General features: G+C 63.2%; 30 protein-coding genes. 24 read left to right on the forward strand and 6 right to left on the reverse strand.

The window, feature by feature from the left end:
• Positions 1-341 precede the first annotated feature (341 nt).
• Positions 342-2,009, forward strand: a complete 1,668-nt coding sequence (ybaL, locus tag ACZ2IA_RS09975; protein WP_470292425.1) for a YbaL family putative K(+) efflux transporter — start codon at positions 342-344, stop codon at positions 2,007-2,009.
• Between the two features lie 72 nt (positions 2,010-2,081).
• Here ybaL and ACZ2IA_RS09980 read toward each other — a convergent pair whose 3' ends face one another.
• Positions 2,082-3,689 (reverse strand): methyl-accepting chemotaxis protein, encoded by a 1,608-nt coding sequence (locus ACZ2IA_RS09980; RefSeq protein WP_470292426.1) that lies wholly within the window; start codon positions 3,687-3,689, stop codon positions 2,082-2,084.
• Positions 3,690-4,079: 390 nt separating this feature from the next.
• Between ACZ2IA_RS09980 and ACZ2IA_RS09985 the strand changes: the two genes are divergently transcribed.
• The 15 genes from ACZ2IA_RS09985 to ACZ2IA_RS10055 all read left to right on the forward strand — a co-directional run bounded on the left by ACZ2IA_RS09985 (position 4,080) and on the right by ACZ2IA_RS10055 (position 13,689).
• A complete protein-coding gene (locus ACZ2IA_RS09985) occupies positions 4,080-4,502 on the forward strand; it encodes a rubrerythrin family protein (RefSeq protein ID WP_470292427.1) in 423 nt (140 codons plus the stop codon).
• Between the two features lie 57 nt (positions 4,503-4,559).
• On the forward strand, positions 4,560-5,894 hold the full coding sequence (locus ACZ2IA_RS09990) for a heterodisulfide reductase-related iron-sulfur binding cluster (RefSeq protein ID WP_470292428.1): 1,335 nt from the start codon (positions 4,560-4,562) through the stop codon (positions 5,892-5,894).
• Between the two features lie 19 nt (positions 5,895-5,913).
• Positions 5,914-6,504 (forward strand): DUF3501 family protein, encoded by a 591-nt coding sequence (locus ACZ2IA_RS09995; protein WP_470292429.1) that lies wholly within the window; start codon positions 5,914-5,916, stop codon positions 6,502-6,504.
• Between the two features lie 322 nt (positions 6,505-6,826).
• Positions 6,827-7,180, forward strand: coding sequence for a DUF1428 domain-containing protein (locus tag ACZ2IA_RS10000; protein ID WP_470292430.1), 354 nt, complete (start codon positions 6,827-6,829; stop codon positions 7,178-7,180).
• A gap of 141 nt (positions 7,181-7,321) precedes the next feature.
• On the forward strand, positions 7,322-7,588 hold the full coding sequence (locus ACZ2IA_RS10005; protein ID WP_470292431.1) for a nickel-binding protein: 267 nt from the start codon (positions 7,322-7,324) through the stop codon (positions 7,586-7,588).
• 157 nt (positions 7,589-7,745) lie between these two features.
• Positions 7,746-8,126, forward strand: a complete 381-nt coding sequence (locus ACZ2IA_RS10010) for a VOC family protein (RefSeq protein WP_470292432.1) — start codon at positions 7,746-7,748, stop codon at positions 8,124-8,126.
• 175 nt (positions 8,127-8,301) lie between these two features.
• Entirely contained in the window at positions 8,302-8,736 is a 435-nt protein-coding gene (locus ACZ2IA_RS10015) for a GFA family protein (protein WP_470292433.1), read from the forward strand.
• Positions 8,737-8,894: 158 nt separating this feature from the next.
• On the forward strand, positions 8,895-9,065 hold the full coding sequence (locus ACZ2IA_RS10020; RefSeq protein ID WP_470292434.1) for a VOC family protein: 171 nt from the start codon (positions 8,895-8,897) through the stop codon (positions 9,063-9,065).
• Between the two features lie 286 nt (positions 9,066-9,351).
• Complete coding sequence (locus ACZ2IA_RS10025; protein WP_470292435.1) at positions 9,352-9,594, forward strand: 7(1) septoil knot domain-containing protein; 243 nt, start codon at positions 9,352-9,354, stop codon at positions 9,592-9,594.
• A gap of 130 nt (positions 9,595-9,724) precedes the next feature.
• Entirely contained in the window at positions 9,725-10,171 is a 447-nt protein-coding gene (locus ACZ2IA_RS10030) for an SRPBCC family protein (RefSeq protein ID WP_470292436.1), read from the forward strand.
• Between the two features lie 116 nt (positions 10,172-10,287).
• Positions 10,288-10,542: a hypothetical protein gene (locus tag ACZ2IA_RS10035; RefSeq protein WP_470292437.1), complete on the forward strand. Its 255-nt coding sequence runs from the start codon at positions 10,288-10,290 to the stop codon at positions 10,540-10,542.
• Positions 10,543-10,612: 70 nt separating this feature from the next.
• Positions 10,613-11,071 carry a hypothetical protein gene (locus tag ACZ2IA_RS10040; protein WP_470292438.1) on the forward strand — a complete coding sequence of 153 codons (459 nt, stop codon included), beginning with the start codon at positions 10,613-10,615 and terminating at the stop codon, positions 11,069-11,071.
• 36 nt (positions 11,072-11,107) lie between these two features.
• Positions 11,108-11,608 (forward strand): endonuclease V, encoded by a 501-nt coding sequence (locus tag ACZ2IA_RS10045; RefSeq protein ID WP_470292439.1) that lies wholly within the window; start codon positions 11,108-11,110, stop codon positions 11,606-11,608.
• A gap of 291 nt (positions 11,609-11,899) precedes the next feature.
• Positions 11,900-12,217: a hypothetical protein gene (locus ACZ2IA_RS10050; RefSeq protein WP_470292440.1), complete on the forward strand. Its 318-nt coding sequence runs from the start codon at positions 11,900-11,902 to the stop codon at positions 12,215-12,217.
• A 623-nt stretch (positions 12,218-12,840) separates the two neighbouring features.
• Positions 12,841-13,689, forward strand: a complete 849-nt coding sequence (locus ACZ2IA_RS10055; RefSeq protein ID WP_470292441.1) for an alpha/beta hydrolase — start codon at positions 12,841-12,843, stop codon at positions 13,687-13,689.
• Positions 13,690-13,855: 166 nt separating this feature from the next.
• Here the strand turns inward: ACZ2IA_RS10055 and ACZ2IA_RS10060 are convergent, their stop codons facing one another.
• Positions 13,856-15,187: a PAS domain-containing protein gene (locus tag ACZ2IA_RS10060; protein ID WP_470292442.1), complete on the reverse strand. Its 1,332-nt coding sequence runs from the start codon at positions 15,185-15,187 to the stop codon at positions 13,856-13,858.
• 174 nt (positions 15,188-15,361) lie between these two features.
• On the reverse strand, positions 15,362-16,267 hold the full coding sequence (locus ACZ2IA_RS10065) for a LysR family transcriptional regulator (protein ID WP_470292443.1): 906 nt from the start codon (positions 16,265-16,267) through the stop codon (positions 15,362-15,364).
• 181 nt (positions 16,268-16,448) lie between these two features.
• Between ACZ2IA_RS10065 and ACZ2IA_RS10070 the strand changes: the two genes are divergently transcribed.
• The 4 genes from ACZ2IA_RS10070 to ACZ2IA_RS10085 all read left to right on the forward strand — a co-directional run bounded on the left by ACZ2IA_RS10070 (position 16,449) and on the right by ACZ2IA_RS10085 (position 19,992).
• Positions 16,449-17,168, forward strand: a complete 720-nt coding sequence (locus ACZ2IA_RS10070; RefSeq protein ID WP_470292444.1) for a pirin family protein — start codon at positions 16,449-16,451, stop codon at positions 17,166-17,168.
• 77 nt (positions 17,169-17,245) lie between these two features.
• Complete coding sequence (locus ACZ2IA_RS10075) at positions 17,246-17,656, forward strand: putative antibiotic biosynthesis monooxygenase (protein ID WP_470292445.1); 411 nt, start codon at positions 17,246-17,248, stop codon at positions 17,654-17,656.
• A 190-nt stretch (positions 17,657-17,846) separates the two neighbouring features.
• A complete protein-coding gene (locus ACZ2IA_RS10080) occupies positions 17,847-19,190 on the forward strand; it encodes a nucleobase:cation symporter-2 family protein (RefSeq protein WP_470292446.1) in 1,344 nt (447 codons plus the stop codon).
• Positions 19,191-19,437: 247 nt separating this feature from the next.
• On the forward strand, positions 19,438-19,992 hold the full coding sequence (locus ACZ2IA_RS10085) for a putative antibiotic biosynthesis monooxygenase (RefSeq protein WP_470292447.1): 555 nt from the start codon (positions 19,438-19,440) through the stop codon (positions 19,990-19,992).
• A gap of 177 nt (positions 19,993-20,169) precedes the next feature.
• On the opposite strand, the gene ACZ2IA_RS10090 is transcribed toward ACZ2IA_RS10085, so the two are convergent.
• From ACZ2IA_RS10090 to ACZ2IA_RS10100, 3 genes are all read right to left on the reverse strand, one after another.
• Positions 20,170-21,777 (reverse strand): GGDEF domain-containing protein, encoded by a 1,608-nt coding sequence (locus ACZ2IA_RS10090; RefSeq protein WP_470292448.1) that lies wholly within the window; start codon positions 21,775-21,777, stop codon positions 20,170-20,172.
• Entirely contained in the window at positions 21,747-22,247 is a 501-nt protein-coding gene (locus ACZ2IA_RS10095) for a putative pterin-binding protein (RefSeq protein WP_470292449.1), read from the reverse strand. Before ACZ2IA_RS10095 ends, ACZ2IA_RS10090 begins: the two co-directional genes overlap by 31 nt.
• A gap of 309 nt (positions 22,248-22,556) precedes the next feature.
• The gene (locus ACZ2IA_RS10100; protein WP_470292450.1) at positions 22,557-22,751 is read right to left on the reverse strand and encodes a hypothetical protein; all 195 of its coding nucleotides are present in this window, start codon (positions 22,749-22,751) and stop codon (positions 22,557-22,559) included.
• 517 nt (positions 22,752-23,268) lie between these two features.
• Here ACZ2IA_RS10100 and ACZ2IA_RS10105 point away from each other — a divergent pair.
• The 4 genes from ACZ2IA_RS10105 to ACZ2IA_RS10120 all read left to right on the forward strand — a co-directional run bounded on the left by ACZ2IA_RS10105 (position 23,269) and on the right by ACZ2IA_RS10120 (position 26,422).
• On the forward strand, positions 23,269-24,039 hold the full coding sequence (locus ACZ2IA_RS10105) for an ABC transporter substrate-binding protein (RefSeq protein WP_470292451.1): 771 nt from the start codon (positions 23,269-23,271) through the stop codon (positions 24,037-24,039).
• Between the two features lie 191 nt (positions 24,040-24,230).
• Positions 24,231-24,920: an ABC transporter permease gene (locus tag ACZ2IA_RS10110; RefSeq protein WP_470292452.1), complete on the forward strand. Its 690-nt coding sequence runs from the start codon at positions 24,231-24,233 to the stop codon at positions 24,918-24,920.
• Positions 24,917-25,630, forward strand: coding sequence for an ABC transporter permease (locus ACZ2IA_RS10115; protein WP_470292453.1), 714 nt, complete (start codon positions 24,917-24,919; stop codon positions 25,628-25,630). Before ACZ2IA_RS10110 ends, ACZ2IA_RS10115 begins: the two co-directional genes overlap by 4 nt.
• Positions 25,631-25,654: 24 nt before the next feature.
• Entirely contained in the window at positions 25,655-26,422 is a 768-nt protein-coding gene (locus ACZ2IA_RS10120) for an ABC transporter ATP-binding protein (protein WP_470292454.1), read from the forward strand.
• The last annotated feature ends 24 nt before the right edge of the window (positions 26,423-26,446 follow it).

The raw sequence follows: 26,446 nt of genomic DNA on the forward strand, positions 1-26,446 counted from the left end.
TTTTTTGTGTTATGCGAACAATATCAAAGCAGTATCATTGCTATCCAATAACTATCTTAATAGCTGTTTGACATTGTTTCGGATGGGCTTGGCTGGTTGGGCCGATGTGGCTCGGTTCGCCGTTCTCTGACCAGCGTTAACTTGCTGATATTGATCGGAAACCCAGCCGATAGCGGACGTGTCGGCAAAATTTGTCCATTGCCGGAACTCTGCAACGGTTTTACCGGTCGTTTTTATATCGAGTTTGTTTAATCTATGTCGTCGGAAAATTAATGCTTTTGGTATGACATTCCGGTCGACGTAGGTTTTCACCCTATTACCGATTACCGGAATCAATGCCTATGCCCCATCACACCCCGCTGATCGCCACCATCGTCGGAGGCCTGGTCCTGGCCTTCATCTTCGGCACGCTGGCGCACCGGCTGCGCCTGCCGCCCCTGATCGGCTACCTGCTCGCCGGCATCTGCGCCGGCCCGTTCACCCCCGGCTTCGTCGCCGACCAGAGCCTGGCGCCGGAGCTGGCCGAGATCGGTGTGATCCTGCTGATGTTTGGCGTCGGCCTGCACTTCTCACTGAAAGACCTACTGTCGGTGAAGATGATCGCCATCCCCGGCGCCCTGGTGCAGATTGCGGTGGCGACGCTGTTGGGGATGGGGCTCGCTTGGGCGATGGGCTGGGGTGTCGGCGGCGGGCTGATCTTCGGCTTGGCGCTGTCGGTGGCGAGCACGGTGGTGCTGCTCACCGCCCTGCAGGAGCGCCGGCTGGTCGAGACCGGGCGCGGCAAGATCGCGGTCGGCTGGCTGATCGTCGAGGACATCGCGATGGTGCTGGCGCTGGTGTTGATCCCGGCGCTCGGCGGCGTGCTCGGCGCCAGCGGTGCGGCGGCAGGCGAGGGCAGCCTGGTCACCACGCTCGCGATCACCATCGGCAAGGTGGTGGCGTTCGTTGCGCTGATGCTGGTGGTCGGCAAGCGCTTCATTCCGTGGCTGTTGGCGCGGATCGCCGACACCGGCTCGCGCGAGCTGTTTCGCCTCGCGGTGCTGGCGATCGCGCTCGGCTTCGCCTTCGGCGCGACGCTGGTGTTCGGCGTGTCGTTCGCGCTCGGCGCGTTCTTCGCCGGCATGATCCTCAGCGAGTCCGAACTGGCGCACCGCGCCGCCGAGGAGTCGCTGCCGCTTAGGGACGCGTTCGCGGTGCTGTTCTTCGTCTCGGTCGGCATGCTGTTCGACCCGGCTATCCTGCTGCGCGAACCGCTGGCGCTGCTCGCCACTGTGCTGATCATCGTGCTCGGCAAGTCGGTGGCGGCGTTCCTGATCGTGCGCGCGTTCGGCCATCCGCGCGACACCGCGTTGACCATCGCGGCCAGCCTTGCGCAGATCGGCGAGTTCTCGTTCATCCTCGCCTCGCTCGGCATAACGATGAAGCTGCTGCCGGCCACCGGCCGCGACCTGATCCTGGCCGGCGCGATCCTGTCTATCCTGATCAACCCGCTGCTGTTTACGCTGCTCGACCGCTACGCCAGCCGTCTGGCCGAGGCCAAGCCGCTGCCGGACGAGCTGGAGCAGGGCGACGAGGCGCGGCTTGCGGCGGCGACGCTGTCCGGCCACACCGTGCTGGTCGGCTACGGCCGGGTCGGCAGCCTGATCGGCGCCGAGCTCGCCGCCGCCGGCCGGCCGTTCGTGGTGATCGAGGACCATGCCGACTGCAGCCAGTTGGCCGAAAGCCACGGTGCGCCGGTGCTGCACGGCAACGCAGTCGCCGACCAGCTGCTCGCCGCCGCCGGCATCGCGCGCGCCAGCTGGCTGGTGGTGGCGATCCCGAACGCGTTCGAGGCGGGCCAGATCGTCGCGCACGCGCGGGCGTTGAACCCGGCGCTGCAGGTGGTGGCGCGCGCGCATTCGGACGCCGAGGCCGCGCACCTGACCGAGCTCGGCGCCGGCCATGCGGTGGTCGGCGAGCACGAGCTGGCGCGCGGCATCAGCGCGCGGGTGCTGGCGCCGGCGCACTGAGTCGCAGCGCGGCGTTCGGCACGAAAAAAGCCCGGCTCTCGCCGGGCTTTTTCATGGCCGAGAGCTTCGCGCTCAGAGCCTGAAGCGGGCGGCCGAACGGTGCAGCTGCTGCGCCAGTTCTTCGATCCGGCCAACCTGCTCGTGCGCCTGGCGCAGCGACGCGTCCGACTCCTCCATCATCTGCGCGATCCGCTCGATATTGCCGGCGATATTGTTGCCGGCCTCGCTCTGCTCCTTGGTCGCCATCGCCACCTCGCGGATCTTGGCGAGCGTCAGCTCGGCGCTGCCGCTGATCTCGCGCAACGCCGACGCTGCCTGGCCGGCCAGTGCCACGCCGGTGCCGACCTGGCTGCGCACCTGGTTCATCCGCGCCACCACCTGGTCGGTATCGCTCTGCACCGTCTCTATGGTGCGGGTGATGTCCTGAGTGGCGCTGGCGGTGCGTTCGGCCAACTTGCGCACCTCGTCGGCCACCACCGCGAAGCCGCGCCCCTGCTCGCCGGCGCGCGCCGCCTCGATCGCGGCGTTCAGCGCCAAGAGATTGGTCTGGTCGGCGATGTCGCGGATCACCGCCGCCACGCCGCCGATCTCGCGCGAGCGCTCGACCAGGCCGCCGACCAGCTCGGTCGCGTCGCCGACGTCGTGCGACACCCGTTCGATCTCGCCGGCCGCGTCGGTGGCGAGCCGTTCGCCGTCGGCGGCCAGCGCCACCGCCTGGTGCGAGTTCTGCTCGGTGTCGCGCGCGCTGCTCGACACGTGGTCGACGCTGACCGCCATCTGCTCGATCGCCGCGGCGGTGGCGGCGGTCGATTCGGACGACTGGCGCGCGCCGTCGCTGATCTGCGCCATCTCCTCGGTCAGCGCGCCGGCCGCCTCGGCCAGCTGCGCGGCGGCCTGGTTGAACTGGCCGACCATGCCGCGCAGCTCGCCCTGCATCCACTGCATCGCGCCGATCAGGCTGTCGGCCGGGGCGGGCGCGATCTGGTGGCTCAGGTCGCCCTCGGCGATCGCGCCGGCGATTTCCGCCGCGTAGGCCGGGTCGCCGCCCAGCTGCTGCTGGATCCGGCGCGACATCTGCAGCGCCAGCGCTGCCACCAGCGCGATCAGCAGCGCGCCGACCGCGACGAAGGTGCCGGCGTGGCGCCAGTACTGCGCGTCGATGTCGTCGGTGAAGAAGCCGACGCCAATCATCCATTGCCACGGCTCGAAGTTGAGCACGCCGTTGAGTTTGGGCAGCTGCTCGGTGCCGCCGGGACGGGCGGTGAGGATCTCGACGTAGCCGAGGTGAGCGTGCGCGAGCGCGTCGGCGTACGCCTCCGAGGTGTAGCGGCCGTCCGGCAGTCGGGTTCCCTTGTCCTCCTTGCCGATCCGCTCCGGTTTGGGGTGCACCAAGAGGCGGTTGTCGCGCGAGCGCACGAACAGGTAGTTGTCGCCGGCGCGGAACGCGCCGAGTGCTTCCTTGGCCTGGCGCTGCGCCTCGTCGTGCGACAGCTTGCCGCTGGCCTCGAGGTCGGCGTAGTGCTTGGCCACCCCTTCGGCCATCGTCAGCATCGTTTCGATCTGCGCGCGCCGCTCGTCCTGCATGCTGGCGCGCAGCGTGTGCAGCGCCAGCGTCGCGATCACCACCAGCCCGAGCAGGGCCGCTCCAATCAATAGCCAGACTCTGGCGCGAAGTGTCATCGTAGGTCCCCGGGAGAGAAAGACGCGCCGCCCCCGCCTTATCACTGGCGGGGTACGACGCGGATGGAAGATAGCTGTGTGGCCGATTCTATAAGCGGCCGGCATGGCCGGCTGTACGCGTTTTCCCCAATCCAGTCGGGTCGGCGGCGGCCGATAGAGGAAGGTTTGACCGGACGGCGCCGGCGCGGATCGCCCGATCGCCGCCGGCTATCCGTTTCTTTAATAAAATCAACTGCCTTTCAGCGGCTCGGCCGTCTAGGCTAGGGTAAGAGTCGCCGGCAGGACGCCGTCGGCCCATCCGGGCGTGGGTTCTCTTCGCCCGGGCCGACTCTGCGGCGACTTCGGGTGTTCGACGACGCCCCTGTCCATCTGCCAAGCGAGGTGAAAGCCATGAGTCTGAAAGGCAGCAAAACCGAACAAAACCTGAAGGATGCCTTCGCCGGCGAGTCGCAGGCCAACCGGCGTTATCTCTACTTTGCCGGCAAGGCCGACGTCGAAGGCTATAACGACGTTTCGGCGCTGTTCCGCTCCACCGCCGAAGGCGAGACCGGCCACGGCTTCGGCCACCTGGAATACCTGGAACAATGCAGCGACCCGGCCACCGGCCTGCCGTTCGGTCGTACCGTCGACAATCTGAAGAGCGCCATCGCCGGCGAAACCCACGAGTACACCGACATGTACCCCGGCATGGCCAAGGTGGCCCGCGAGGAAGGCTTCGACGAAGTCGCGGACTGGTTCGAAACCCTCGCCAAGGCCGAACGCTCGCACGCCAACCGCTACACCAAGGCGCTGAGCGAGCTGCAAGACCTGTGAGCGACAGCCGCCCGGCCACGGCCGGGCCGGGCGCCTCCCCCTACTAGGAGGGGAACCATGGCCACCGACAAGCGCGAAGGCAACCTCGACGCGCCGACCCGTCATCCGCTCGGTCAGGACGACCCGGCGTTCTACGACGAGACCGCGCTGCTCGCCGAGATGGAACGGGTGTTCAACATCTGCCACGGCTGTCGCCGCTGCGTCAGCCTGTGCCATGCGTTTCCGACGCTGTTCGACCTGGTCGACGCGTCGAGCACGATGGAGATCGACGGCGTCGCCAAGTCCGACTTCGCCCGTGTGGTCGACCACTGCTACCTGTGCGACCTCTGCTACATGACCAAGTGTCCGTACGTGCCGCCGCACCCGTGGAACGTCGACTTCCCGCACCTGATGCTGCGCGCCAAGGCGATCAAATACCGGCAGGGCAACGTCCGGCTGCGCGACCGCATCCTGACCAGCACCGACGCGGTCGGCACGCTCGCCGGCATCCCGGTGGTGGCCGAGATCGTCAACGCCGCCAACCGCTACCGGCCGGCGCGCAAGGCGCTCGAGCGGGTGCTCGGCGTGCACGCCGACGCCCGGCTGCCGAAGTACCACAGCCGCACGCTGCAGAAACGGATGCGCGGCCATCACACCGTCGAATCGGCGGTGCCGACCGACAAGACCCGCGGCCGGGTCGCGCTGTTCGCCACCTGCTATATGAACCGCAACGAGCCGGGGCCGGGCGAGGACTTCTTCGCCGTGTTCGAGCACAACGGCATCCCGGTGATGCTGGCTGGCCAGGAGCGCTGCTGCGGCATGCCGCGGCTCGAGCTCGGCGACCTCGATTCGGTGCGGCGCGCCAAGGAGCACAACGTGCCGATGTTGGCCGAACTGGTCGACCAGGGCTGGGACCTGACCGCGCTGATCCCATCGTGCGTGCTGATGTTCAAGAACGAGCTGCCGATGATGTTCCCGGACGATGCGCAGGTGCGGAAGGTACGCGACGCGTTCTACGACCCGTTCGAATACCTGATGCTGCGCCACAAGGCTGGCCTGCTGCGCACCGACTTTGCCGCCGCGCTCGGCAAGATCGCCTACCACGCCGCCTGCCACCAGCGGGTGCAGAACATCGGCCACAAGACCTTCGACCTGCTGTCGCTGGTGCCGGGCACCGAGGTCGAGCTGATCGAGCGCTGTTCCGGCCACGACGGCACCTACGCGGTGAAGACGGAGACGTTCCCGCACGCGATGCAGATCGTCAAACCGGTGGCCGAGCGGGTGAAGCGCGCCGAGCCCGACCACTACGGCAGCGACTGCGTGATGGCCGGCCACCACATCGAGCACGCCGTCGCCGACGGTCGCGAGGCGGAACACCCGATCACGCTGCTGCGCCGTGCCTACGGCCTGTGATGGCCAGAAGGGAAGAAAGATGACCGCACTGACCCATCAGGACCTGTACAGCCTGGAAGAGTACGCGCGCGTTCGGCCGACCTTTCGCGCGCGGGTGATCGAGCACAAACAGCAGCGCCGCCTGGCGCTCGGCCCACACCTCACGCTGCTCTTCGAGGACGCGCTGACCATGCAGTACCAGGTGCAGGAGATGCTGCGGCTCGAACGCATCTACGAGCCGGCGCTGATCCAGGACGAGCTCGACGTCTACAATCCGCTGATCCCGGACGGGCGCAACTGGAAGGCGACGCTGATGATCGAGTACGACGACGTCGCCGAGCGGCGCGCGGCGCTGGCCCGGCTGATCGGCGTCGAGCGCGCGGTGTGGCTGCAGGTGGCCGGCTACGAGCGAGTCACGCCGATCGCCAACGAGGACCTGCAGCGCGAAACGCCGGACAAGACCGCCGCGGTGCACTTCCTGCGCTTCGAATTGACCGCGGCGATGGCCGCCGCCGCGCAGGCCGGCACGGCGCTGGCCGCCGGCGTCGACCACCCGCACTACCGGGCCGAATGCGATCCGCTGCCGGACGCGCTCCGCGCCGCGCTGGTCGCCGACTTGACCGCGGCCTGACCCCCGACCGGTCATCAGGCCAACGGGCCGGCATCCCTCTGGACCGGCCCTCTTTGTGCCGACCGGTTCGGCCAACCTTGCGCAGCGGGCCTGTACGCGACATGTTTACCTGTATGTTTACGGAGTCTCTTTTGTCATGGAGCATTGTGTGGTAAGCACGCCAGCGTGGTTTTAGCCGAAGCAAACGACTGCCGACGCTTTTTTTTACGTCTTTTAGGATGCCTAATCTTGGTTATGGAGCGGTAGCCGACCATCTGGCGTTGGCCTAAGGTCAGTTTGTTGAAACTCATTCAATAGTCCACGCAGGTAGAGGAGGATTGAAATGTCATACGTTGACGGGTTTGTCGTCGCCGTGCCCACGGCAAATAAAGAAATCTACAAGCAACATGCGGAGGCAGCGGCTGCCGTCTTCAAGGAGCATGGAGCACTAAAGTTAGTCGAGTGCTGGGGCGACGATGTGCCTGAGGGCAAAGTCACTTCCTTTCCCATGGCGGTTAAATGCAAACCTGATGAAACCGTTGTTTTTTCCTGGATCATCTGGCCTTCGCGCAAAGTACGTGACCATGGCATGGAGAAGGCCATGGCTGATCCACGATTGCAGCCAGATAATAATCCGATGCCGTTTGACGGTAAGCGTTTGATCTATGGCGGCTTCGAAATGATCGTAGATCTATGAGCGCTAACACTTTCAAATGATGTTTCGTTCTACTAGGCCGCTCCATAACAATTCATTCAAGCCGACGCCGCTAAGCGGCGTGGCTTAATTCAGACATAAGGCCGAGTTTTTGTCATATCGAGGTCGAAAGGAGAACCAATCATGCCGAAGTTCATGAGCAGTCACACGATGCCTGCCGGAGCGCTTCAGCGCGAGCAGGTCAACCAACTGGCCCAGGCCGCACAGAATGACCCGACGGTGCGGCCATACCGGAGCTTCCTCAACCTGTCCGAAGGCAAAGTCTTCTGCATCATGGAAGCCCCCGACGAGCAGGCGTTGGCCGCCTGGTTCGAGAAGATGAACATGCCTTGTGACTACATCACGCCCGTGGAACTGGAAGGCGAGCGGGGCGTGGTCAAGGAGGCCTGAGCACGCATGTCGCCGAAACGCAGGTGTTTGGCCTAACCAGTCGCAGCAGCAGACGGCCGCCGCGCCGTTGGTTTTCGGGAACGCCTTGCTCCGTGGCGCGGCGGCCGCTACTGAGCTTGGTCGTTAGGCGTCAAAGGTATTGTCTGGAGGAATGCACATGAGCGAGAACGATCTGCGGCCTCCGGTCTGGGTGGGACACGTGGCCCTAGAGACAGATCGACTGGACGAATCTGCTCAGTTCATGCGCACGATCGGCATGCGGCCCGTGTATCAGGGACCGGAAGTGGCCATCTTTGAGCTGCGTGGAGGAACGCATCTAATCCTTATGCTCAAGAGCAAGGTAGTTCCAGGCAATGCCCCATTCGACTTAATGGTTGATGATATTCGTCTGGCTCACCAACTCTTTACATCGCAGGGGCTCGCCCCCACGCCAATCGAGGCCATGCCGTCCATCGATCACGAGATCTTCCGGGTCCGTGAGCCGGCCGGGCATGTCATAACCATCTTCTCAAGTCATGTATCAGGCAGGCCCGTGTGAGCACAGCGTTGGCGCCTAACAATCGGTTCAAGCGGACATGCCCGCTTCGCGGGCACGCCGCTTAACCTAGGCGTTGGGCATGCAAGAATCTAGGAGATTTCGCGCCGGAGTTGATCCTGGCCAAAGCCTGCACTCCGTATCTTGTCTTCGTGCAAACCACCCAAGGAGGTGCATCATGAGCAACGGAAAAACTTACAAAGGCAGCTGCTTTTGCGGCGCGGTTCAGTTCACGGTCAGCGGTGAGCCAGCCGGAATGGGTTATTGCCATTGCGAGTCGTGCCGAAGCTGGTCGGCGGGGCCTGTCAACGCCTTCACTTTATGGAAACCCGAAGCGGTGCAGATCACGCAGGGAGCAGACAGCATCGGCACTTACAACAAGACGCCGCACAGTTATCGAAAATGGTGCAAAACATGTGGAGGCCACCTCTTCACTGAGCATCCCGGCATGGGGCTCACCGATGTGTATGCGGCTGTTATTCCAGACTTCCCATACCACGCCGGCGTCCATGTCCACTATCAGGAGACGAAGCTGCGAATCAAGGACGGGTTGCCGAAGATGAAGGACCTCCCGAAGGAGATGGGTGGCTCGGGCGTCAGCGTAGCGGAATAACACATTGGGCTCTTCCGGCTCCACTATCCCAGGCGCCCAACAAGGCGCTCAGCCGACCGTCTTGCCTTCGCTTCGCTGCGGGCAAAACGGTGGCTGAACTCGTGCGTTGGGCGTCACTTGCAACCCGACACCAGCCCCTTCAAGAACAGGAGAGCACGATGACCGTTCATCTTGATCACCTTATGGTGCCGTCCCGCAACAAAGTGGCTTCGGCGAAGCGGTTAGCCGAACTAGGCCTTCGTGCGTCGTTGGTGCATAAGCACACGTTCAACCGGACCGAATGCGATCCGCGCCGCGCCGCGCTGGTCGCCGACTTGTCCGCGGCCTGACCCCGACCGGTCGGTCGGGCCGAAGGGCCGGCTCCCTGGCGGGGACCGGCCCTCTTTGTGTCTGGGGGCGATTCGGCCAACCTTTCGAAGCGGGTGTGTATGCTATATGTTTATATGCGTGTTTATGTTGTCTCTTATGTCATAGATCGTTGTGTGGCATGCTTTCCGGCGTGGTTGGAGCCGAAGCAGATGGCTGCCGACGCGTTGTTTTACGTCTTTTAGAACGTCTAATTTTAGTTAGCAAATTGAAGCCGGTCTGTGTAACTTTATATGTAAAAGAAGCATTATGGGTAAACCGGACGTGTCCAAAATATTCGGCAAGATAAAGTTGGTGGATAGTTTTCCAGACTACAAGGTAAAGGTTGTGGATAGTTTTCCTGATCTAAAAGTGAAAATTGTGAATAGTCTACTAAATAGACCTGGTGAATGGCAGGTTGTAGACAGTTTCCCCGATTTTAAGGTCAAGATCGTAGATAGTTTTCCTGATTTCACAATTAAATATGTTGATAGCTTCCCTGGGGGCAAATGAAATCGTTTAAAGACTTAATTGGCTAACAATTAGTTGAAGCCGCGCCATTCGGGCGCTGGGACGCGCCACGCGTGGCGCGCCCCTTAACTCAGGCGTTAGGCATCACAACGCAAGGAAAGGCGAAGGAATTATGGTTACGAACACAATTCGGCTTCATCGCGTGCTCAGAGCAACACCGGAAAGAGTTTATCGAGCGTTCCTCGATGCCGACGCAATGGTCAAATGGCTTCCCCCAAATGGTTTCACGGGCAAGGTTCACCATATCGACGCCAAAGTCGGCGGCACTTACAAGATGTCGTTCATGAACTTCACCACGGGAAACATTCATTCCTTCGGCGGAGAGTATCTGGAGTTGGTGCCCAACGAGCGAATTCGGCATACAGATAAATTCGACGACCCGAACTTGCCGGGGGAAATGCAAACGACAGTGTCTTTGAAAAAAGTGTCTTGCGGTACTGAAGTAAACATAGTGCAAGAAGGGATACCTGAGGCTATTCCGCCCGAGGCTTGTTATCTCGGTTGGCAAGAATCGCTTACCCTTCTTGCTCAATTGGTCGAGGCTGAGATCCCTGAGTAATGAGCGGGGGTGATGCCTAACAATTCCATCAACCGGACACCTCAAAGCCTACGGCTTTGGGGTTCCCTCCGTGCTGCGCACTCCGGTGCCGGTTATGTAAAGCGTTAGGGCGTGCAATGAAGCATTTGCCAACCGGTAATGATTTGCTCCAAAAGTGTCAGGCGCTTGGTGTTGATGTTTCTGCGCCGCCTATATCTCATAGCGTTTCTCGCAGTGGCAAACCAGCAGATGAGTATGAGTTGCAGCGCAGGCTTATCGAGGCAGAACGGTCTCAAAGAGAAAACAAGCTGTGGATAATCGCAGTGATTTCAGCTGTCGCATCCGTGGTCAGTGCAGCTACTGCATTGGTGGCCGTACTTGTCGGAAAATGAATCGCCCCAACAAGGCGCTCAACCGGACGCGCAAACGCCGCGTGCCGGTTAGCTGATTCGTTAGGCATTTATGACCTTCGACCTCCGTTCCGCGCTGCCATTTTTTTTACCCAAATCGATTGCTTGGGCGGAGCAATGTGCCGCTGAAATTGCGCCTTCAGGTACGCCGCTCGATGAGATGGGACTCTCTCTCGCACGGCGGGTTGGTGTTGCGCATCCTGAACTCATCCGCGTTTTATTGGTGAGTCAGCTGCCAATGCCGTCTGATCCGCAACTTCAACAAGCAGCATTGGCCACCGGCCTGCTTGGCCTCGACATGGTCGGACTTACTCTCGGCTATGGTATATACATTTGTTATGGTTACGACAACGCGCGTCTGCTGTCGCATGAATGTCGTCACGTCTATCAGTATGAGCAAGCAGGTTCCATAGCCACCTACCTGCCTGTTTACCTTCAACAGATTGACCACTTTGGGTACGAGAATGCACCATTTGAGATCGATGCTCGCAGCTATGAAATCAATGCCTAGCCCCTTTTTGTACAAGTTTGAAGGGTTAGGCTGGCGGTGATACTGGCTGTAGATGTTCATTACGAAAAGGGTGGCGGCACCGCTGCAGCCGTCCTCTTTGAAGAATGGGGAGCAGGCAGCCCCGAAAGAATATGTGTCAGCAGAATTGCTGCTGTTGATGAGTATGTTCCGGGTCAGTTCTTTAAACGAGAGCTTCCATGCATTCTGCGCCTGCTCCAAGAGCATAGTTTGACCCCTAGTTACATGGTTATTGACGGGTATGTGTATTTGGACGGGTATTCGAAGCCCGGCTTAGGAAGGCATCTCTATGATGCATTGCACGGCAAGACCAAAGTAATTGGTGTGGCAAAAACACCGTTCCCAGAAATAGGGCCGGAATTTGAGATATTCAGAGGTGGCAGCAAGAGACCGCTATACATTACAAGTGTTGGTGATGACCTTGCGACAGCAAAGGCCAACATATTGGCCATGCACGGGAGCAATAGGATTCCGACGCTACTAAAGAAAGTCGACCAACTGTGCAGGAAAAGAGGCTAACAATTCCATCAACCGGACGCCAAAAAGCTACGCTTTTGCGTTCCCTCCGCTGCGCTTCGGCGCCGGTTATGTCCAACGTTAGGCGACGGAGGTATCACTCATTGAGCCGCGCTCGGCTGATGCCACGATGGCGCTGGCGGTGGTCGGGTCGCTGTTGGTAACGACAGTTGGCGTCTACGTGTTTATCTCCAGATAAGGAAGCTGGCTGTACGATCAAAGCCTTGAGTTGCTGCGGTTCCTGGCAACTTCTAAGCTTCATGGTTAGCGCAGCATTCAACAAAGGAGAGCCAAATGTCAGAAATCCTTGAACACTACCGTGTCAACCTGTATTCAATCGGAGGCAAGCAAGAAGGAAAAATCGTTCTCCATTGCGGCAACGGGCATACCCTCAATCTGGTTTTCGTCGATTCGACGGGCGCCCTGCCGCCCAACACCTTCGATGTCAGTTCAAAAACCGGTACCGCCCATGCGTCGTTTGTCATGTACCAGCATTATCTCGATCTCGTGCGCAACGAAGGTCCCTGCAGGGTATCCTTTATCGGTGGCGCAGTTTCACCGAGTTTTCGCGTACAAAGCAAGCTGGAGGATCCGGGAGAAGGGCAGCTCTAAGGAAGGTTTGCAAGAAACTGGGGGCAGTCTCGATTAACAGCAGTGTTGCCTAACACGGCGCTGGAGAGGGACGCCGCAAAAAGCGCGGCGCCCCTCAGCTTTGACGTTAGGCGCTAAAACCAAAGAGGTTCGGCCAACCTTAGCGTTTTGGCGGTTTCAGCAGGTTGGCCGAAGGCGTCAGTTATTTGTTTTGGTGCTCTTCGTCGGAGCCCTCCGTTTTCCCCACCGGGTAAGCGGGTCAGGCGTTGAACGGTTTGCTCCGGTGGGGCAAGCCGGCGGGGTTTCAAGGTTCTGACGGTTTCTGGTTGTTTGACGTAAAAGCGCGGTTTCAGGTGTTGTTGGGCATCAGGTCGTAGGAATGGTTTGTGCCTAACTGTTCGTTCAAGCGGGGCCGCCAAAAGCTGGCGCTTTTGTCGGCCCCTTAACTCAGGCGTTAGAGCGCACGATATCGCCCGACCGTATGGGGCATCACGCTGTAAGGTTCTTGAAGGAGCGAATACATAGACCAGTACGCTCATCCAGCATTTCCGCAGCCGAGGAGACGATAAATGGGGTCGGACGCGATTTGTTTGTTAGTCGGGATCAAGATCAATGGAGTCTGACCCCATTTTTCGGCGCAGGCCATGGAAGCCTTGCTAAAAATGTTGACCGTGGGCGGCGCGGCATATGCCGTGCTGTTGGCCATCGTATTCGTGCTGCAGGGGCACCTCATCTACTTCCCCGACGAGGGGCGGCAGATTCTGCTGACGCCCAAGGACGCCGGGCTCGACTACGAGGCGGTATGGTTGACGACGGAAGACAGGGTCCGGATCGAGGCCTGGTATGTCCCCGCGCCGGCGGCGCGCGGGGCCGCGCTCCTCGCCCACGGCAACGCCGGCAACATCTCCCACCGGGTGGACTACGCCCTCATGTTCCACCGCCTCGGCTACTCGGTTCTGCTCCTCGAATACCGCGGCTACGGCCGCAGCGAAGGCAAGCCGAGCGAGGAGGGCACCTACGCCGATGCTCGCGCCGCCTGGCGCCACCTCGTGGCGGAGCGGGGATTCCCGCCCGAGCGCATCGTGTTGGTGGGCGAGTCCCTCGGCGGCGCCGTCGTCGCCCGGCTCGCCGCAGCCGAGCGCCCCGGAGCGCTGGTGCTCGCCTCGAGCTTCGTCTCGGTGCCGGAGCTAGCGGCGGAGCTCTATCCCTGGCTGCCGGCGCGGTGGCTCGCGCGCTACCGCTACGACGCGCTGGAGTTCCTCGGGCACGTCTCGAGCCCGGTGCTCATTGCCCACAGCCGCCAGGACGAGATCGTGCCGTTTCGCCACGGCGAGCGGCTGTTTGCCGCCGTCAAGGGGCCGAAAGCGTTTTTGGAGCTGGCCGGCGGTCATAACGACGGCTTTCTGTTCACGCGTGAGGCATGGCGCGAGGCGCTGGGGTGCTTCCTGGCGCAGCACCTCCCGGCGGGCCCCATGAGTCCTGTTCCACGGTAAAAAGTTCGGGTCCAGTATTCTTACTCGGGTTACCGCTATCAGGCTTTGGGGGGTTACATCGCGCATCATTTGCTTTCGTTCAGGGGCAAGCCCCAGTCGCGCTTTCTAACACGGCGCTTGAGAGGGACGCGCCTGGCGGCGCGCCCCTCAGCTTTGCGTTAGCCCCTCACTTCCCACCCTCCCGCTGCTGCACCATCCGCTCGACCACCAGCGTCGCCTCGCGGGTGCGTTCGGCCAACTTGCGCACTTCGTCGGCGACCACGGCGAAGCCGCGACCGGCCTCGCCGGCACGCGCCGCTTCAATCGCGGCGTTCAGCGCCAGCAGGTTGGTCTGGTTGGCGATCTGCTGGATGGTCACGACGATGCCGGCGATCTCGCTCAGGCTCTTTTCCAGCTGCAGGTGCTGCAGCTTGACCTCGTTGTTTTCGGCGACGCTCTTCTCGGCGTGGATGTCGATCAGCGCGCCGACCACGCGCTGCGGTGCGCCGTCGTCGCTGCGGCGGGTCTGGCCGACGGCGCGGAACCAGCGGTACTGCTCGTCCTTGCACTTCAACCGGTATTCGACGTCGTACGGGGTGTTGCCGCTGCGGTCGGTCAGGTGTGCCTCGAAGGCCTTGAGGGTGGCGTCCTTGTCGTCGGGGTGCAGGCGCGAGGCCCAGCTGTCGAGTACGTCGGGGAAGTCGGACTGGTTGGTAAAGCCGATTAGCTGGCGGAACTGGCGCGACCACCAGAAGGCGTTCTTCGGGTTGACCGGGTCGCCGGCGACCACCTCCATGTCCCATAGCCCCTCGACCAGCAGTTCGCGCGCCAGCTCGAAGCGGGTCAGCGTCTTGTCGAGCTCGGCGTCGCGTCCGCGCTGTTCGGTGATGTCGGCGAGCGAGCCGGCCACGCGCAGCGGCACGCCGCCGGCGTCGCGCCGGGTGGCACCGCGGGCGCGGAACCAGCGGTATTCGCCGCCCTTCAGCTGCAGGCGGTAAATCACGTCGTACGGGGTACGGCCGCTGCGGTCGTTCAGGTGGGCGGCGAAGGCGGTGAGGGTGCGTTCGCGGTCTTCAGGGTGCAGCCGGTTGGCCCAGCTGCCGAGCACGTTCGGGAAGTCGCGCTCGTCCTGGAAGCCGAGCATCTGCCGGAACTGCGGCGACCACCAGAACGCGTTGGCGGCGTTGACCGGGTCGCCGGCCACCACGGTCATGTCCCACAGCCCTTCGCTGGACGCGGCGTTGACCAGATCGAAGCGCAGCTGCAGCTCGGCGATGGCCTGTTGCTGCGCGGCCAGCTGCTCCCGCGTCTGCGCCTCGCTGGCGCTGAGCGTGCCGGTCTGGGCACGCGCCTCGTCGATGGCGGCGGTCAGGGTGTCCCAATGGCGGCGCTGGGCCTGCAGCAGCGTATTTTCGCGGGCATGGCGCGGCACCGGCCAGAGCGGCGGGGCGTCGGCCTTGGCGTTCAAGATGGCATCGGAGAGGGCGTCGAGGAAAGAGCGGCGGACGAACCAGGCCATGGAAAACCCCTTCATTGAGTAAGCGGCGGAGCACTGCTGATCAACCTACCATAGCAAATGCATCAAGCTAATGACATAGGCGTTGTTGGTCATGGCGTTAGGGTGGGGGTTGCGGCGTGAAGATAGGCGGGTTGCCGCGCGCCTCTGCTGTTGCATTGCCGCGGCTGGGGCGGGTCAGCTGGTGTGCAACAGCGCCGGCAGCAGCGGCCGGTTCAACCGCGCTCGCCACCACTCGAGCGCCGCGCCGTTGTCGCCGGGGCGCCAGGCGAGCCAGAACGACTCCTGCGGCTTCGCCTCCGCGACGGTCAGTTCGAGTAGCGCCCCTTCGGCCAACTCCCGTTCCACCAGCGCCCGCGGCAGGAAGCCGTGGCCGAGGCCGGCCGCCTGCAACGCGATCTTGGTGCGGATGTCGCCGACGGTCAGGCGGGGTTGGCCGGACAACAGGCCGATGGTGCGCGAGGGCAGGCTGCGCGCGCTGTCGGCGACGACGATCGCGGTGTGGCGCAGCAGCTCCTCGCGGGCGAGCGGCTGGTTGGCGCCGGCGAGCGGGTGGCCGGGCGCGACGCAGAACGCAAAATCGATGGTACCGACCGGCAGTGCCTGGTAGCCGCCGCCGCTCGGCCCCTCGCCGGCGGCGATGATCAGGTCGGCGCGGCCGTCCTTCAGCGCCTCCCAGCTGCCGGTCATCGTCTCGGTCGCCAGGCGCAGCCGGGTTCCGCACTGCAGCGCTTCGAACGCGGCGATGTCCGGGATCAGCGCGGCGCCCGGGATCGCCGCGTCGTAGACCAGCCGCAGCTCGGCCTCGAAGCCCATCGCCACCCGGCGCAGCCGGCTTTCCAGGTCGCCTGCCGCCTGCACCAGCCAGCGGCCCTCGTTCAGCAGCTCCTCGCCGACTCGGGTCAACGCTACCCCCTGGCCGAGCCGCTCGAACAGCCGCATGCCGAGCTGCTCTTCCAGCTTGGCGACGGTGTACGAAATCGTCGATGGCACCTTGTGCAGCTGCTCGGCGGCGGCCGAGAACGAGCCGTGGCGGGCGATCGCGTCGATGGTCTGGATCGCGTCGAGCGTGAGTCTCAACATGGCACTGATACCTTTCGATATTTTCGATCAGTGTAGTGCAAAACACTCGCGGCGGACCGGGCCGAAAAGCCGAATAATAACGCCATGAACCATGATTCCTGCCGTGGCGACGCGACAACAAGGTCGTGTGGCCTGTCGATGATTTCGAATCGAGTGCGGCGGGACCGACAAGGAGGACACCATGCTGGAACTTCGCAAGGCGCAGGATCGCGGCATTTCGCGGATCGGCTGGCTCGACTCGCACCACAGCTTCTCGTTCAGCCACTACTACGACCCGCAGCAGCTGGGATTCTCCGACCTGCTGGTGATCAACGACGATAAGGTCGCGCCGGGCATGGGCTTCGGCACCCATCCGCACCGCGACATGGAGATCTTCTCCTACGTGCTGGACGGCGCGCTGGCGCATAAGGACTCGATGGGCACCGGCTCGGAAATCCGCCCGGGCGACGTGCAGATGATGAGCGCCGGCACCGGCATCCGCCACAGCGAGTTCAATCCGTCGGACAACGAGCCGGTGCACTTCCTGCAGATCTGGATCGTGCCGAACCGGCAGGGCGTCGCGCCGCGCTACCAGCAGGTGCATTTCAGCGAGGCGGACAAGCGCGGCCGGCTGCGGCTGATCATCTCGCCGGACGGAGCGGACGGCTCGCTGTCGGTGTACCAGGACGCGCGCGTCTGGGCCGGCTGTTTCGACGGCGCGGAGTCGGCCACGCTGACGTTGAGCCCGCAGCGTTACGCCTACGTGCAGGTGGCGCGCGGCAGCATCGAGGTGAACGGCACGCGTCTGAACGAGGGTGACGGGGTGCGGGTGCGCCATGAAGACGCGCTGAGCTTCGCCAACGGCGAGGCGGCCGAGGTGCTGGTGTTCGAGCTGCGGCCGAACGAGCTGCCGCAGAGGTAAGGCGAGCGGCCGAGTAGAGAGCGGGCCACCCTTGTCGGGTGGCCCGTTGTCGTTGGGCGGCGAAGTTGGCCGCTGGTATGCACCTTGCTCATCTCTGGCAGGAACGCCGCTCCGACCGGGAGCCGGCGCTGTGGGCGGCCCTGATCCGGGGCCGACCTGGATTGCCTTGCTGGAGACCCCGCCATGTCCTCGACGACCACCGTGCCCGTCACCCTGTTGATCACCCGCCGCGTCGCGCCGTCGCGCTACACCGATTTCACCGCCTGGACCGAGCGTGGCGGCGCCTCGCGGCCGGCTTTACCGGTTATCTGGGCGCCTATCAGATCCTGTTCCGCTTCGCCGACGAGGCGAGCCTCGCGCGCTGGGTCGACTCCCCGCAACGGCGCGCGTGGTTGGCCGAAGGCGCCGCGCTGTTGCGCCGTTGTCCCACTCTGCTTCTGTTGTTATCGGAATGCAGTTCCGTTTTGTCTTCTTCCTTGTTCCGCTAGGGTCTTGCCGGACATGCCGCGCTGTTCTACTGATGATTGCCACAGTTGGCGTTGCACGAAATCTTATCTCTTTAAAAAAATTCTTAAAATGGAATTGACATCCATAATGCGGAATAGTGAAGATGGTCACAAGTAGCGCCAATGACAACCTTGAGTCGGGGAACACCGGCCGAGACTAGGAGAAACCAGAATGGAACAGTTGCTCTTCAAAGTGGAGGATCGTCCTCCGACACTAACCACCATCCTGCTTGCAGCCCAGCACCTGCTGGCGGCCTTGGGTGGCATCATCGCGGTGCCCCTGGTGGTCGGCGGGGCGCTGAAGCTCCCGGCAGATCAGGTGGTAGCACTCGTCAACGCGGCCCTGCTGGGCTCGGGCATCGTGACGATCATCCAGTGCAAGGGGGTGGGGCCGATCGGTATCCGCCTGCCCTGTGTGATGGGTACCAGCTTTGCCTTTGTCGGTGCTGGGATTAGCGTCGGTCTCGAGCATGGCGTTCCAGGGATTCTGGGCTCATCGCTGGTGGCCTCGCTGGTGATGATCATCGGCAGCTTCTTCATGCCGACGATTCGCAAGCTGTTTCCACATGCCGTGACCGGCGTGGTGGTGACCATGATCGGCCTGTCGTTGACGCCGGTGGCGATCGACTGGGCGGCGGGCGGCTTCGGCAGCAGCCACTACGGCGAGCCGGGCAACCTGGCGATTGCCGGCTTCGTGCTGTTGTTGGTCATTGCGCTGGTGCAGTGGGGCAAGGGCATCATTTCCGCATCGGCGGTCGTGATCGGTATCGTGATCGGCTATCTGGTGTGCCTGTCGCTGGGCATGATCGACTTCACCCAGTTCCATAACGCGCCGATCTTTGCCGTGCCGCAGCCGATGCACTTCGGGCTGAGCTTCCCGATCTCGGGCATCGTCGCCATGTCGATCGCTTTCCTGGTGACCATCGTCGAGACCACCGGCACCTTCATGGCGTTGGGCGCCGCGACACAAACCTCGATGCCGGGCAAGAAGCTGGCGCGCGGCATCCTGTGTGACGGCGTGGGCTCGGCGTTCGCCGCGCTGATGTCCAGCCCGCCGGTGTCGACCTTTGCGCAGAACGTCGGCGTGGTGTCGCTGACCGGCGTGGCCAGCCGCCATGTGGTGGCGCTGACCGGCGTCATGCTGTTGCTGGCCGGCCTGTTTCCGGTGCTGGGCGCGCTGATCGTGACGATTCCGCAGCCTGTACTCGGCGGCGCTGGGCTGATGATGTTCGCGATGATCGTGTCGGCCGGCATCCAGATGCTCGGCAAGGTCGAACACACCAAGCGCAACGGTCTGATTATCGCCGTGTCGATCGGTTGCGGCCTGGCGGTGACGGTCCGTCCGGAGCTGCTCTCCAAACTGCCGGCCTTCGTGAAGGAAGTGTTCGGCTCGGGCATCACCGTCGGCGCGCTGGTGGCGGTCACGCTGAATCTGATCCTGCCGGATCGTCCGGTCGAAGTCGTCGACGAGGAAGACGGCGAGTTCATCGGTGAGATCGCCCGCGAAGTGCTCTGAACTCATCGAGTCGTGTCGCAAGCCAACGCCCACCAGAACGGTGGGCGTTTTGCATTGCATGGTCGCAGGGAGGCGGCAAAGGAGGGCGGATGGGGGCGAGTGGAGAGCCCTGCAGCAAGGTTGGCCGAATAGTTTGGTATGCCGATTGCTTGTCTTGGTCAGGACGCCGCGCCCCGACCGGGGGCCGGCGCGTTGGATGGGCCCCCATACCGGGTTTGCCACCGCCCCCATTCCGGAGATCCCCGACATGGATACGACCACCGTGCCCGTCACCCTGCTGATCATCCGCCGCGTCGCGCCGTCGCGCTACGCCGATTTCACCGCCTGGACCGAGCGTGGCGAGCGTCTCGCGGCCGGCTTTGCCGGCTATCTGGGCGCCGGGGTGTTTGCGCCGCCGCCGGGCGGCGACGCCTATCAGATCCTGTTCCGCTTCGCCGACGAGGCGAGCCTCGCGCGCTGGGCCGGCTCCCCACAACGACGCGCCTGGTTGGCCGAAGGCACCGCCCTGGTGCGGCACAGCCGCGTGCACTGCGCGCGCGGCCTCGACCACTGGTTCGGCGTGACGCCGCCACCGCGCTGGAAGCAGGCGGTGACGATCTGGCTGGTGTTCTTCCCGGTGTCGCTGTGTTTCAGCCTGCTGCTGGGCGAGAAGCTGGCCAGCCTGCCGGTGTTCTGGCGGGTGCTGCTGAGCACGCTGATGATGACGCCGGTGATGGTATTCGTGTTCATCCCGCTGAGCAGCCGGCTGCTGCATCGCTGGTTGCAGCCGGTTGCTGCGCGGCCGCTGGAGCGCTCGCTCTAACGTCTCCCTCTCTCAAAACGGCTGCGGCCAAACGGTCGCTTACCGGCACGGCAACGGCGACACGGTCTGGCTGTGCCGCCACAGGCAGTACAAGTCGTACGGCGAGGCAGGGCAACAACGCCGGGAGGGGGTTAGCTGCGCAGAAACTCGGTGAAGCTCATTGTTGTTACATGGCTCTTATTGCAGGCAGCAGGTGCGGTTGCGGCCCTGATGCTTGGCATCGTAGAGCGCCCGGTCGGCGCGGGCGAACAGGTCGGCCAGGTCGCGATCGGACGCCTTCAGTGCGGCCACCCCCAGGCTGATCGTCATCAGCATATGGCCCGACGGCAGCGCGACGTCGATGGCTTCGGCGCGCTGCCGCAGCCGTTCGGCGATCAACATCGCGCTGGGCAGCGCCGTGTCCGGCAGCAGCGCGGCAAACTCCTCGCCGCCGAGCCGGCCGCTGATATCGGCCTCGCGCAACACGTCGCGCAGCGCGTCGGCGAGTCGGCGGATCGCCTGGTCACCGGCGGGGTGGCCGTAGCTGTCGTTGATCTGCTTGAAATGGTCGATGTCGAGCACGATCAGCGAATACGCGACACCCTGCTGCAGCGCCTTCTGGACCAATGGTTCGGCCTCGGCCAGGAAGGCGCGCCGGTTGCGCAGCTCGGTCAGCGGGTCGGTGGTGGCGAGGCGGCGCAATTCGTTCTCGAGTTGCTGGCGGCGCGAGTTGTCATAGACCCAGATCAGGCTGGCCGCCTCGCCGTTGATCGCCAGCGGCTGCACGGTGAGCAGGCTGGGGAAGGGGCCGTCGACGCCGCGCAGCAGCGCTTCGCAGTCGCGCAGCTCGCGTTCGCGGCGGTAACGCCGGTAGAGTTCGTAATAACGCGCAGGGTTCACCAGCAGCGCCGGCAAGGGCACGCGGTCGGCCGAATCGGCCAGCCCCAGCCGTTCGGCCAACGGCCGGTTGATGAACAGCGGCTGGCCGTCGCGATCGCGGATCAGGCCGACCCCGATCGGGCTGGCCGCCAGGATCAGGCGCAGGCGCTCCTCGCTGTCGTGCAGCGCGCGGGTGCGCTGCTCGACCTGCTGCTCCAGCGTGCTGTTGAGCCCGGCCAGGTGGTGCGACAGCTTGCGGGTGCGCGACAGCAGCACGACGAGAAACGCCAGCATCGCCAGCACGCTGATGCCGAGCCCGGTGAGCGCCTGCGCCAGCGTGGTGAAATTGGCCTTGGTGCCGATCCGGTCGTTGTCCACCGCCTGGGTCATGTCCAGATGCACCTCGAGCGTCATCTGGTGGATCGCGGGGAGCTGGCTGTCCAGCTCGGTCTCGATCGCCTGCACCTGGCGGCGCGCCAGCTCCGGCTTGCTCGGCAATTGCGCCAGGCGGCGGCTCCAGTCGTCCAGCCGGACCCGCAGCGCGGCCATCTGTTGCCAGGTCGCGGCCGACATGTGCTGGTCGGTGTCGTATTCCTTGAGCACCCCGAAGCGGCTGGCCAGCAAGTCGAGGCGCAAGCGCAGATCGTCGACCGGGTCGCGGCCGAGCAGGTAGCCGTCCAGGGCCTGATGAAAGCGGTACGCCTCGAGCTGCAGCTGGGTCACCACCCAGAGGTTGTTCTTCAGCGTCGGGATCGCCAGGCGGCTCACCTGGCTCTCGGCAATCTGCAGCGCCGAAAAGGACAGCGTCGCCATCGACAGGGCCAGGGTGCACAGCAAGCCGGAAAACCACAGCGAGCGGCTGCGCCAGCGGGCGGGCGGGGTCGGCGTGCCGCTCTTCATCGGACGGTGATGCGGTTGACCTGCCATACCGCCTGGTTGTGATAGAACTGCACGTTCAGCGCCGGCTGCTCGTCGTAGGGGTAAATCACCACCAGCGGGCCTTTTTCACGCACCGGCATGTAGTGGCCGTCTAGCTTGTAGGCCAGGATCGGGTCGTATTTGATGACGTCGGCGACCGCGATGTCGACGGCGTAGTCGTTCAGCGCCGACACATGCAGGACTGTGCCGGTGGCGCCGACCTTCCCCAGCACCGCCTTGAGCGACACGCCTTCCCACTGCTGCCGGCCCGGGTGCCATTGGGTCGAGGTGGTAATCCGGCGCACCGACAAGGCGGCGAGCTGGCGCAGCGAGAAGCTGAACGGCTGGGCGATCCGCCCCGACACGGCCAAGACCGGTTTGTCGAGATCCACCGGCAGCTCGGCGGCACAGGCCTGTCCGGCGCTGAGTACGGCGAGCAGGGCGGGTCCCGACCAGGGTCGTAGAGAGAGAGGCGTCATCGGGGCTCCTGCACGGCGGTCAAAGCGGAAAAACACGTCAACGGGATGGCGGTCTTGTCGTTTTACCTGATGGCGGCGCAGGCGTCGACCGGAATGCCTGCATCGCCGTCACCTGATTTTGCTTGTCATTGTTCTTGCATTTTTAAATGCAAATGCCATTTTTTGAGGGGGCGCTTTTTTCGTGCGGTGGGGAGACGGTGACCGTGTGACGGGCAGGGAGGGGGATGGTGACGAACGGCGGCGCTGATTCAATCGCTGGAGAGGGTAGGGCTGAAAAGGAATCGGGCCGGTGTGACCGGCCCTGATCGTTCATTCATCCAATGCGTACTCTTCAAGTTTCTGGCGCGACATGTCATCACGAAGTGACAGACGGTAGGCTTCGTCTTCGGCCATCGCATGTAGCGGATACGGTCCGGCCCGACGTTTCCCCTGAGCCTCGACGACGGCCCAGCCCACAAACCCGCCCTTCGGATCGAGTTCCCGTTCGACGCGGTAATTCGACATGGTGACCTCCGGTTGTCTGGTGGAGCTCTCATTCTGAATCCAGTTTGGGAAACATCAAGTTAGATTTTTTGTATGTGGCATGTTGCGTCGGCCGCTCGGCGGGTGTATTCGTTCTCCGGAACCGTCGCCAGCGTCCCCCGACGCGGTCGCGGCGCCACAGCGAAGCGCATTGCGCATTGCGCAAAAGCGACAGCGACGTACATAAGCCCGCGGCCTCGCCGAGCGTGTATGGCGAAAAAATCCGGCGTTATTTTTTTGTAACGCATTGAAAATAAAGTGTTTTCTTGTGGTTTGGTTTCGGTTTTTGCGCCGCGTCATTGAGGGCGATCCCGGGTTATCGGTGATTGTCTGACCGGCCAATTACTGAAACTATCGGCGCTCAGTGTTTCAGGACTTTCGACGGCATCATCAAGAATGACCTCCCTGATGCACGAAGGGCCCCACAAAAAAATGGCCACTGGGGGCGGCGTCCTGCCCGCCCTGGACAGATGGCTGTCACGCATGTCATGGAGAAAGTATGAAGAAGCTCACCATCGCGGTTGTACTCGGCCTGGCCTCCACCGGCGCGTTCGCCAAAGACTGGACCACCATTCGTTTCGGCGTCGACGCTAGCTACGCCCCGTTCGAATCGAAGGCACCGGACGGCAAGCTGGTCGGTTTCGACATCGACCTGGGCAATGCCATCTGTGCAAAGCTCAAGGCCAAGTGCGTCTGGGTCGAGAACGACTTTGACGGCATGATCCCGGCGCTGAAGGCGAAGAAGTTCGACGGCGTGCTGTCGTCGCTGTCGGTGACCGAGAAGCGCCAGGAGCAGATCGCCTTCTCCGACAAGCTGTTCAACGCGCCGGTGCGGATGGTCGCCAAGAAGGGCGCCAACCTGCTGCCGACCGTCGAGTCGCTCAAGGGCAAGCGCATCGGTGTCGAGCAGGGCACCACGCAGGAAACCTACGCCAAGACCTACTGGGAGCCGAAGGGCGTATCGGTCGTGCCGTACCAGAACCAGGACCTGGTGCTGGCTGACCTCGCCTCCGGTCGCCTCGACGCGGCGCTGCAGGACGCCGTCCAGGCCGACATCGGCTTCCTGAAGAGCCCGCGTGGCCAGGGCTTCGCGTTCGCCGGCCCGGAACTGAAGGACCCGAAGACCCTGGGTACCGGCACCGCCATCGGCCTGCGTAAGGAAGACGAGGACCTGCGTAAGCAGATCAACAAGGCCATCGTCGAGATCCACAAGGACGGCACCTACCAGCGCCTCTCCAAGAAATACTTCTCCTTCGACATCTACAACTGATCGGTCGACCGCAGGCGGCCCTGTAATTGGGGCCGTCTGAAGGAGGCTCGCGGCACGTCGCACCCGGCTAGGGGCGGCGTGCCGGGGCGCCTCCGGTGTCGTGGCGGCTGGGCGCAGGCCTCCGCCCGTCGAAGTGCGCCTATCGTCCCGCCCACGCTGCGCGACGTGACGGCGCTCAGAAGGAGTGAATCATGTTTTTGGAAGGCTATGGGCCGCTGATCCTCACCGGTACCTGGGCGACGATCAAGCTGGCCGTGTTGTCGCTGCTGGCCTCGGTGCTGATCGGTCTGATCGGCGCCAGCTCCAAGCTGTCGAGCAATCGGCTGTTGCGCAGCGTCGCGACCGGTTACACCACGCTGATCCGCAGTATTCCCGACCTGGTGATCATGCTGTTGCTGTTCTACAGCCTGCAGCTGCTGCTGAACCAGGTCACCGACTGGCTGAAGATCGACCAGATCGACATCGACCCGTTTCTCGCCGGGGTCGTGACCCTGGCGTTCATTTACGGTGCCTATTTCACCGAGACCTTCCGCGGCGCGTTCCAATCGGTGCCGCGCGGCCAGATCGAGGCCGCCGTGTCATACGGCATGGCCCCCTGGAAGGTGTTCCACCGCATCCTGTTCCCGCAGATGATGCGCTTCGCGCTGCCGGGCATCGGCAACAACTGGCAGGTGCTGATCAAGGCGACTGCGCTGGTGTCGATCATCGGCCTGTCCGACATCGTCAAGGCCACGCAGGACGCCGGCAAGAGCTCGATGCAGCTGTTCTATTTCACCGTGATCGGCGCCTTTATCTATCTCGCGATCACCACCGTGTCGAACGGGGTGCTGATCTGGCTGGAGCAGCGCTATTCCGTCGGGGTTAGAAAGGCCGAGCTATGAACGCAATCATTCACGACTACTGGAAGGCCTATCTGTGGACCGACGGCCTGCACCTGACCGGCCTGGCGATGACGATGTGGCTGTTGGTGCTGTCGATCGCGATCGGCTTCGTGATGGCGGTGCCGCTGGCGGTGGCGCGGGTGTCGAGCAACCCGGCCATCCGCGGCCCGGTGTGGTTCTTCACCTATGTGTTCCGCGGCACGCCGCTCTACATCCAGCTCTTGCTGTTCTACACCGGGGTGTACAGCCTGAGCGTGGTGCGCGATCACGCCTTCCTCGACATGTTCTTCCGCGAGGGCTTCAACTGCACGGTGCTGGCGTTCGCGCTCAACACCTGCGCGTACACCACCGAGATCTTCGCCGGTGCGATCAAATCGGTGCCGTACGGCGAGGTCGAGGCGGCGCGCGCCTACGGTATGTCGAAGTTCACCCTGTACCGCCGCATCATCCTGCCCTCGGCGCTGCGCCGTGCGCTGCCGTACTACAGCAACGAGGTGATCCTGATGCTGCACGCGACCACGGTGGCGTTCACCGCGACGGTGCCCGACATCCTGAAGATCGCCCGCGACGTGAACTCGGCGACCTACGCGTCGTTCGAGGCGTTCGGCATCGCCGCGCTGCTGTACGCGGTGATCGCGCTGTTGCTGGTCTGGCTGTTCCGCCGCGGCGAAGCCCGCTGGCTGGCCTTCCTGAAACCCCAGGCCGCCTGATGGCCGTCCAAGAGAGTCATGACCATGTACAAGCTGACTGTTGACGATCTGTACAAGAAATACGGCAACCACGAGGTGCTCAAGGGCGTCTCGCTGAAGGCTAAGGCCGGCGATGTGATCAGCATCATCGGTTCCTCCGGCTCGGGCAAGAGCACCTTCCTGCGCTGCATCAACTTCCTCGAACAGCCGTGCGCCGGGCGCATCAGCGTCAACGCCGAGGAGATCCGCACCGCCAAGGACAAGAAGGGCGCGCTGCGCGTCGCCGACCAGAAGCAGCTGCAGAGCATGCGCACCAAGCTGTCGATGGTGTTCCAGCACTTCAACCTGTGGGCGCACATGACGGTGCTCGAGAACATCATCGAGTCGCCGATGCACGTGCTCGGCATCAGCCGCGACGAGGCGGTGGCGCGGGCGCGCAAGTACCTCGCCAAGGTCGGCCTGCCGGCCAGCGTCGAGGAGAAGTACCCGTCGCACCTGTCCGGCGGCCAGCAGCAGCGCGTGGCGATCGCCCGGGCTCTCGCGATGGAACCGGAGGTGATGCTGTTCGACGAGCCGACCTCGGCGCTCGACCCGGAGCTGGTCGGCGAGGTGCTGAAGGTGATGCAGGCCTTGGCCGAAGAGGGCCGCACCATGGTGGTGGTGACGCACGAGATGGGCTTCGCCCGCGAGGTGTCCAACCACGTGATCTTCCTGCACCAGGGCAAGATCGAGGAAGAGGGCCACCCGGACCAGCTGTTCAAGAACGCTAAGAGCGAACGTCTCCAGCAGTTCCTGAATGGCAGCCTCAAGTAAGTCGCGCTTGGACTGGACGGGGAC

The sequence above is a fragment of the Crenobacter sp. CS_VA4 genome, from assembly GCF_055597485.1.

What these genes read in the sequence shown, in the direction of transcription:
- ybaL (WP_470292425.1), top strand. Translation starts at nt 342, where the DNA reads ATGCCCCATCACACCCCGCTGATCGCCACCATCGTCGGAGGCCTGGTC.
- ACZ2IA_RS09980 (WP_470292426.1), bottom strand. Translation starts at nt 3,689, where the DNA reads ATGACACTTCGCGCCAGAGTCTGGCTATTGATTGGAGCGGCCCTGCTC.
- ACZ2IA_RS09985 (WP_470292427.1), top strand. Translation starts at nt 4,080, where the DNA reads ATGAGTCTGAAAGGCAGCAAAACCGAACAAAACCTGAAGGATGCCTTC.
- ACZ2IA_RS09990 (WP_470292428.1), top strand. Translation starts at nt 4,560, where the DNA reads ATGGCCACCGACAAGCGCGAAGGCAACCTCGACGCGCCGACCCGTCAT.
- ACZ2IA_RS09995 (WP_470292429.1), top strand. Translation starts at nt 5,914, where the DNA reads ATGACCGCACTGACCCATCAGGACCTGTACAGCCTGGAAGAGTACGCG.
- ACZ2IA_RS10000 (WP_470292430.1), top strand. Translation starts at nt 6,827, where the DNA reads ATGTCATACGTTGACGGGTTTGTCGTCGCCGTGCCCACGGCAAATAAA.
- ACZ2IA_RS10005 (WP_470292431.1), top strand. Translation starts at nt 7,322, where the DNA reads ATGCCGAAGTTCATGAGCAGTCACACGATGCCTGCCGGAGCGCTTCAG.
- ACZ2IA_RS10010 (WP_470292432.1), top strand. Translation starts at nt 7,746, where the DNA reads ATGAGCGAGAACGATCTGCGGCCTCCGGTCTGGGTGGGACACGTGGCC.
- ACZ2IA_RS10015 (WP_470292433.1), top strand. Translation starts at nt 8,302, where the DNA reads ATGAGCAACGGAAAAACTTACAAAGGCAGCTGCTTTTGCGGCGCGGTT.
- ACZ2IA_RS10020 (WP_470292434.1), top strand. Translation starts at nt 8,895, where the DNA reads ATGACCGTTCATCTTGATCACCTTATGGTGCCGTCCCGCAACAAAGTG.
- ACZ2IA_RS10025 (WP_470292435.1), top strand. Translation starts at nt 9,352, where the DNA reads ATGGGTAAACCGGACGTGTCCAAAATATTCGGCAAGATAAAGTTGGTG.
- ACZ2IA_RS10030 (WP_470292436.1), top strand. Translation starts at nt 9,725, where the DNA reads ATGGTTACGAACACAATTCGGCTTCATCGCGTGCTCAGAGCAACACCG.
- ACZ2IA_RS10035 (WP_470292437.1), top strand. Translation starts at nt 10,288, where the DNA reads ATGAAGCATTTGCCAACCGGTAATGATTTGCTCCAAAAGTGTCAGGCG.
- ACZ2IA_RS10040 (WP_470292438.1), top strand. Translation starts at nt 10,613, where the DNA reads ATGACCTTCGACCTCCGTTCCGCGCTGCCATTTTTTTTACCCAAATCG.
- ACZ2IA_RS10050 (WP_470292440.1), top strand. Translation starts at nt 11,900, where the DNA reads ATGTCAGAAATCCTTGAACACTACCGTGTCAACCTGTATTCAATCGGA.
- ACZ2IA_RS10055 (WP_470292441.1), top strand. Translation starts at nt 12,841, where the DNA reads ATGGAAGCCTTGCTAAAAATGTTGACCGTGGGCGGCGCGGCATATGCC.
- ACZ2IA_RS10060 (WP_470292442.1), bottom strand. Translation starts at nt 15,187, where the DNA reads ATGGCCTGGTTCGTCCGCCGCTCTTTCCTCGACGCCCTCTCCGATGCC.
- ACZ2IA_RS10065 (WP_470292443.1), bottom strand. Translation starts at nt 16,267, where the DNA reads ATGTTGAGACTCACGCTCGACGCGATCCAGACCATCGACGCGATCGCC.
- ACZ2IA_RS10070 (WP_470292444.1), top strand. Translation starts at nt 16,449, where the DNA reads ATGCTGGAACTTCGCAAGGCGCAGGATCGCGGCATTTCGCGGATCGGC.
- ACZ2IA_RS10075 (WP_470292445.1), top strand. Translation starts at nt 17,246, where the DNA reads ATGCACCTTGCTCATCTCTGGCAGGAACGCCGCTCCGACCGGGAGCCG.
- ACZ2IA_RS10080 (WP_470292446.1), top strand. Translation starts at nt 17,847, where the DNA reads ATGGAACAGTTGCTCTTCAAAGTGGAGGATCGTCCTCCGACACTAACC.
- ACZ2IA_RS10085 (WP_470292447.1), top strand. Translation starts at nt 19,438, where the DNA reads ATGGATACGACCACCGTGCCCGTCACCCTGCTGATCATCCGCCGCGTC.
- ACZ2IA_RS10090 (WP_470292448.1), bottom strand. Translation starts at nt 21,777, where the DNA reads ATGGCAGGTCAACCGCATCACCGTCCGATGAAGAGCGGCACGCCGACC.
- ACZ2IA_RS10095 (WP_470292449.1), bottom strand. Translation starts at nt 22,247, where the DNA reads ATGACGCCTCTCTCTCTACGACCCTGGTCGGGACCCGCCCTGCTCGCC.
- ACZ2IA_RS10100 (WP_470292450.1), bottom strand. Translation starts at nt 22,751, where the DNA reads ATGTCGAATTACCGCGTCGAACGGGAACTCGATCCGAAGGGCGGGTTT.
- ACZ2IA_RS10105 (WP_470292451.1), top strand. Translation starts at nt 23,269, where the DNA reads ATGAAGAAGCTCACCATCGCGGTTGTACTCGGCCTGGCCTCCACCGGC.
- ACZ2IA_RS10110 (WP_470292452.1), top strand. Translation starts at nt 24,231, where the DNA reads ATGTTTTTGGAAGGCTATGGGCCGCTGATCCTCACCGGTACCTGGGCG.
- ACZ2IA_RS10115 (WP_470292453.1), top strand. Translation starts at nt 24,917, where the DNA reads ATGAACGCAATCATTCACGACTACTGGAAGGCCTATCTGTGGACCGAC.
- ACZ2IA_RS10120 (WP_470292454.1), top strand. Translation starts at nt 25,655, where the DNA reads ATGTACAAGCTGACTGTTGACGATCTGTACAAGAAATACGGCAACCAC.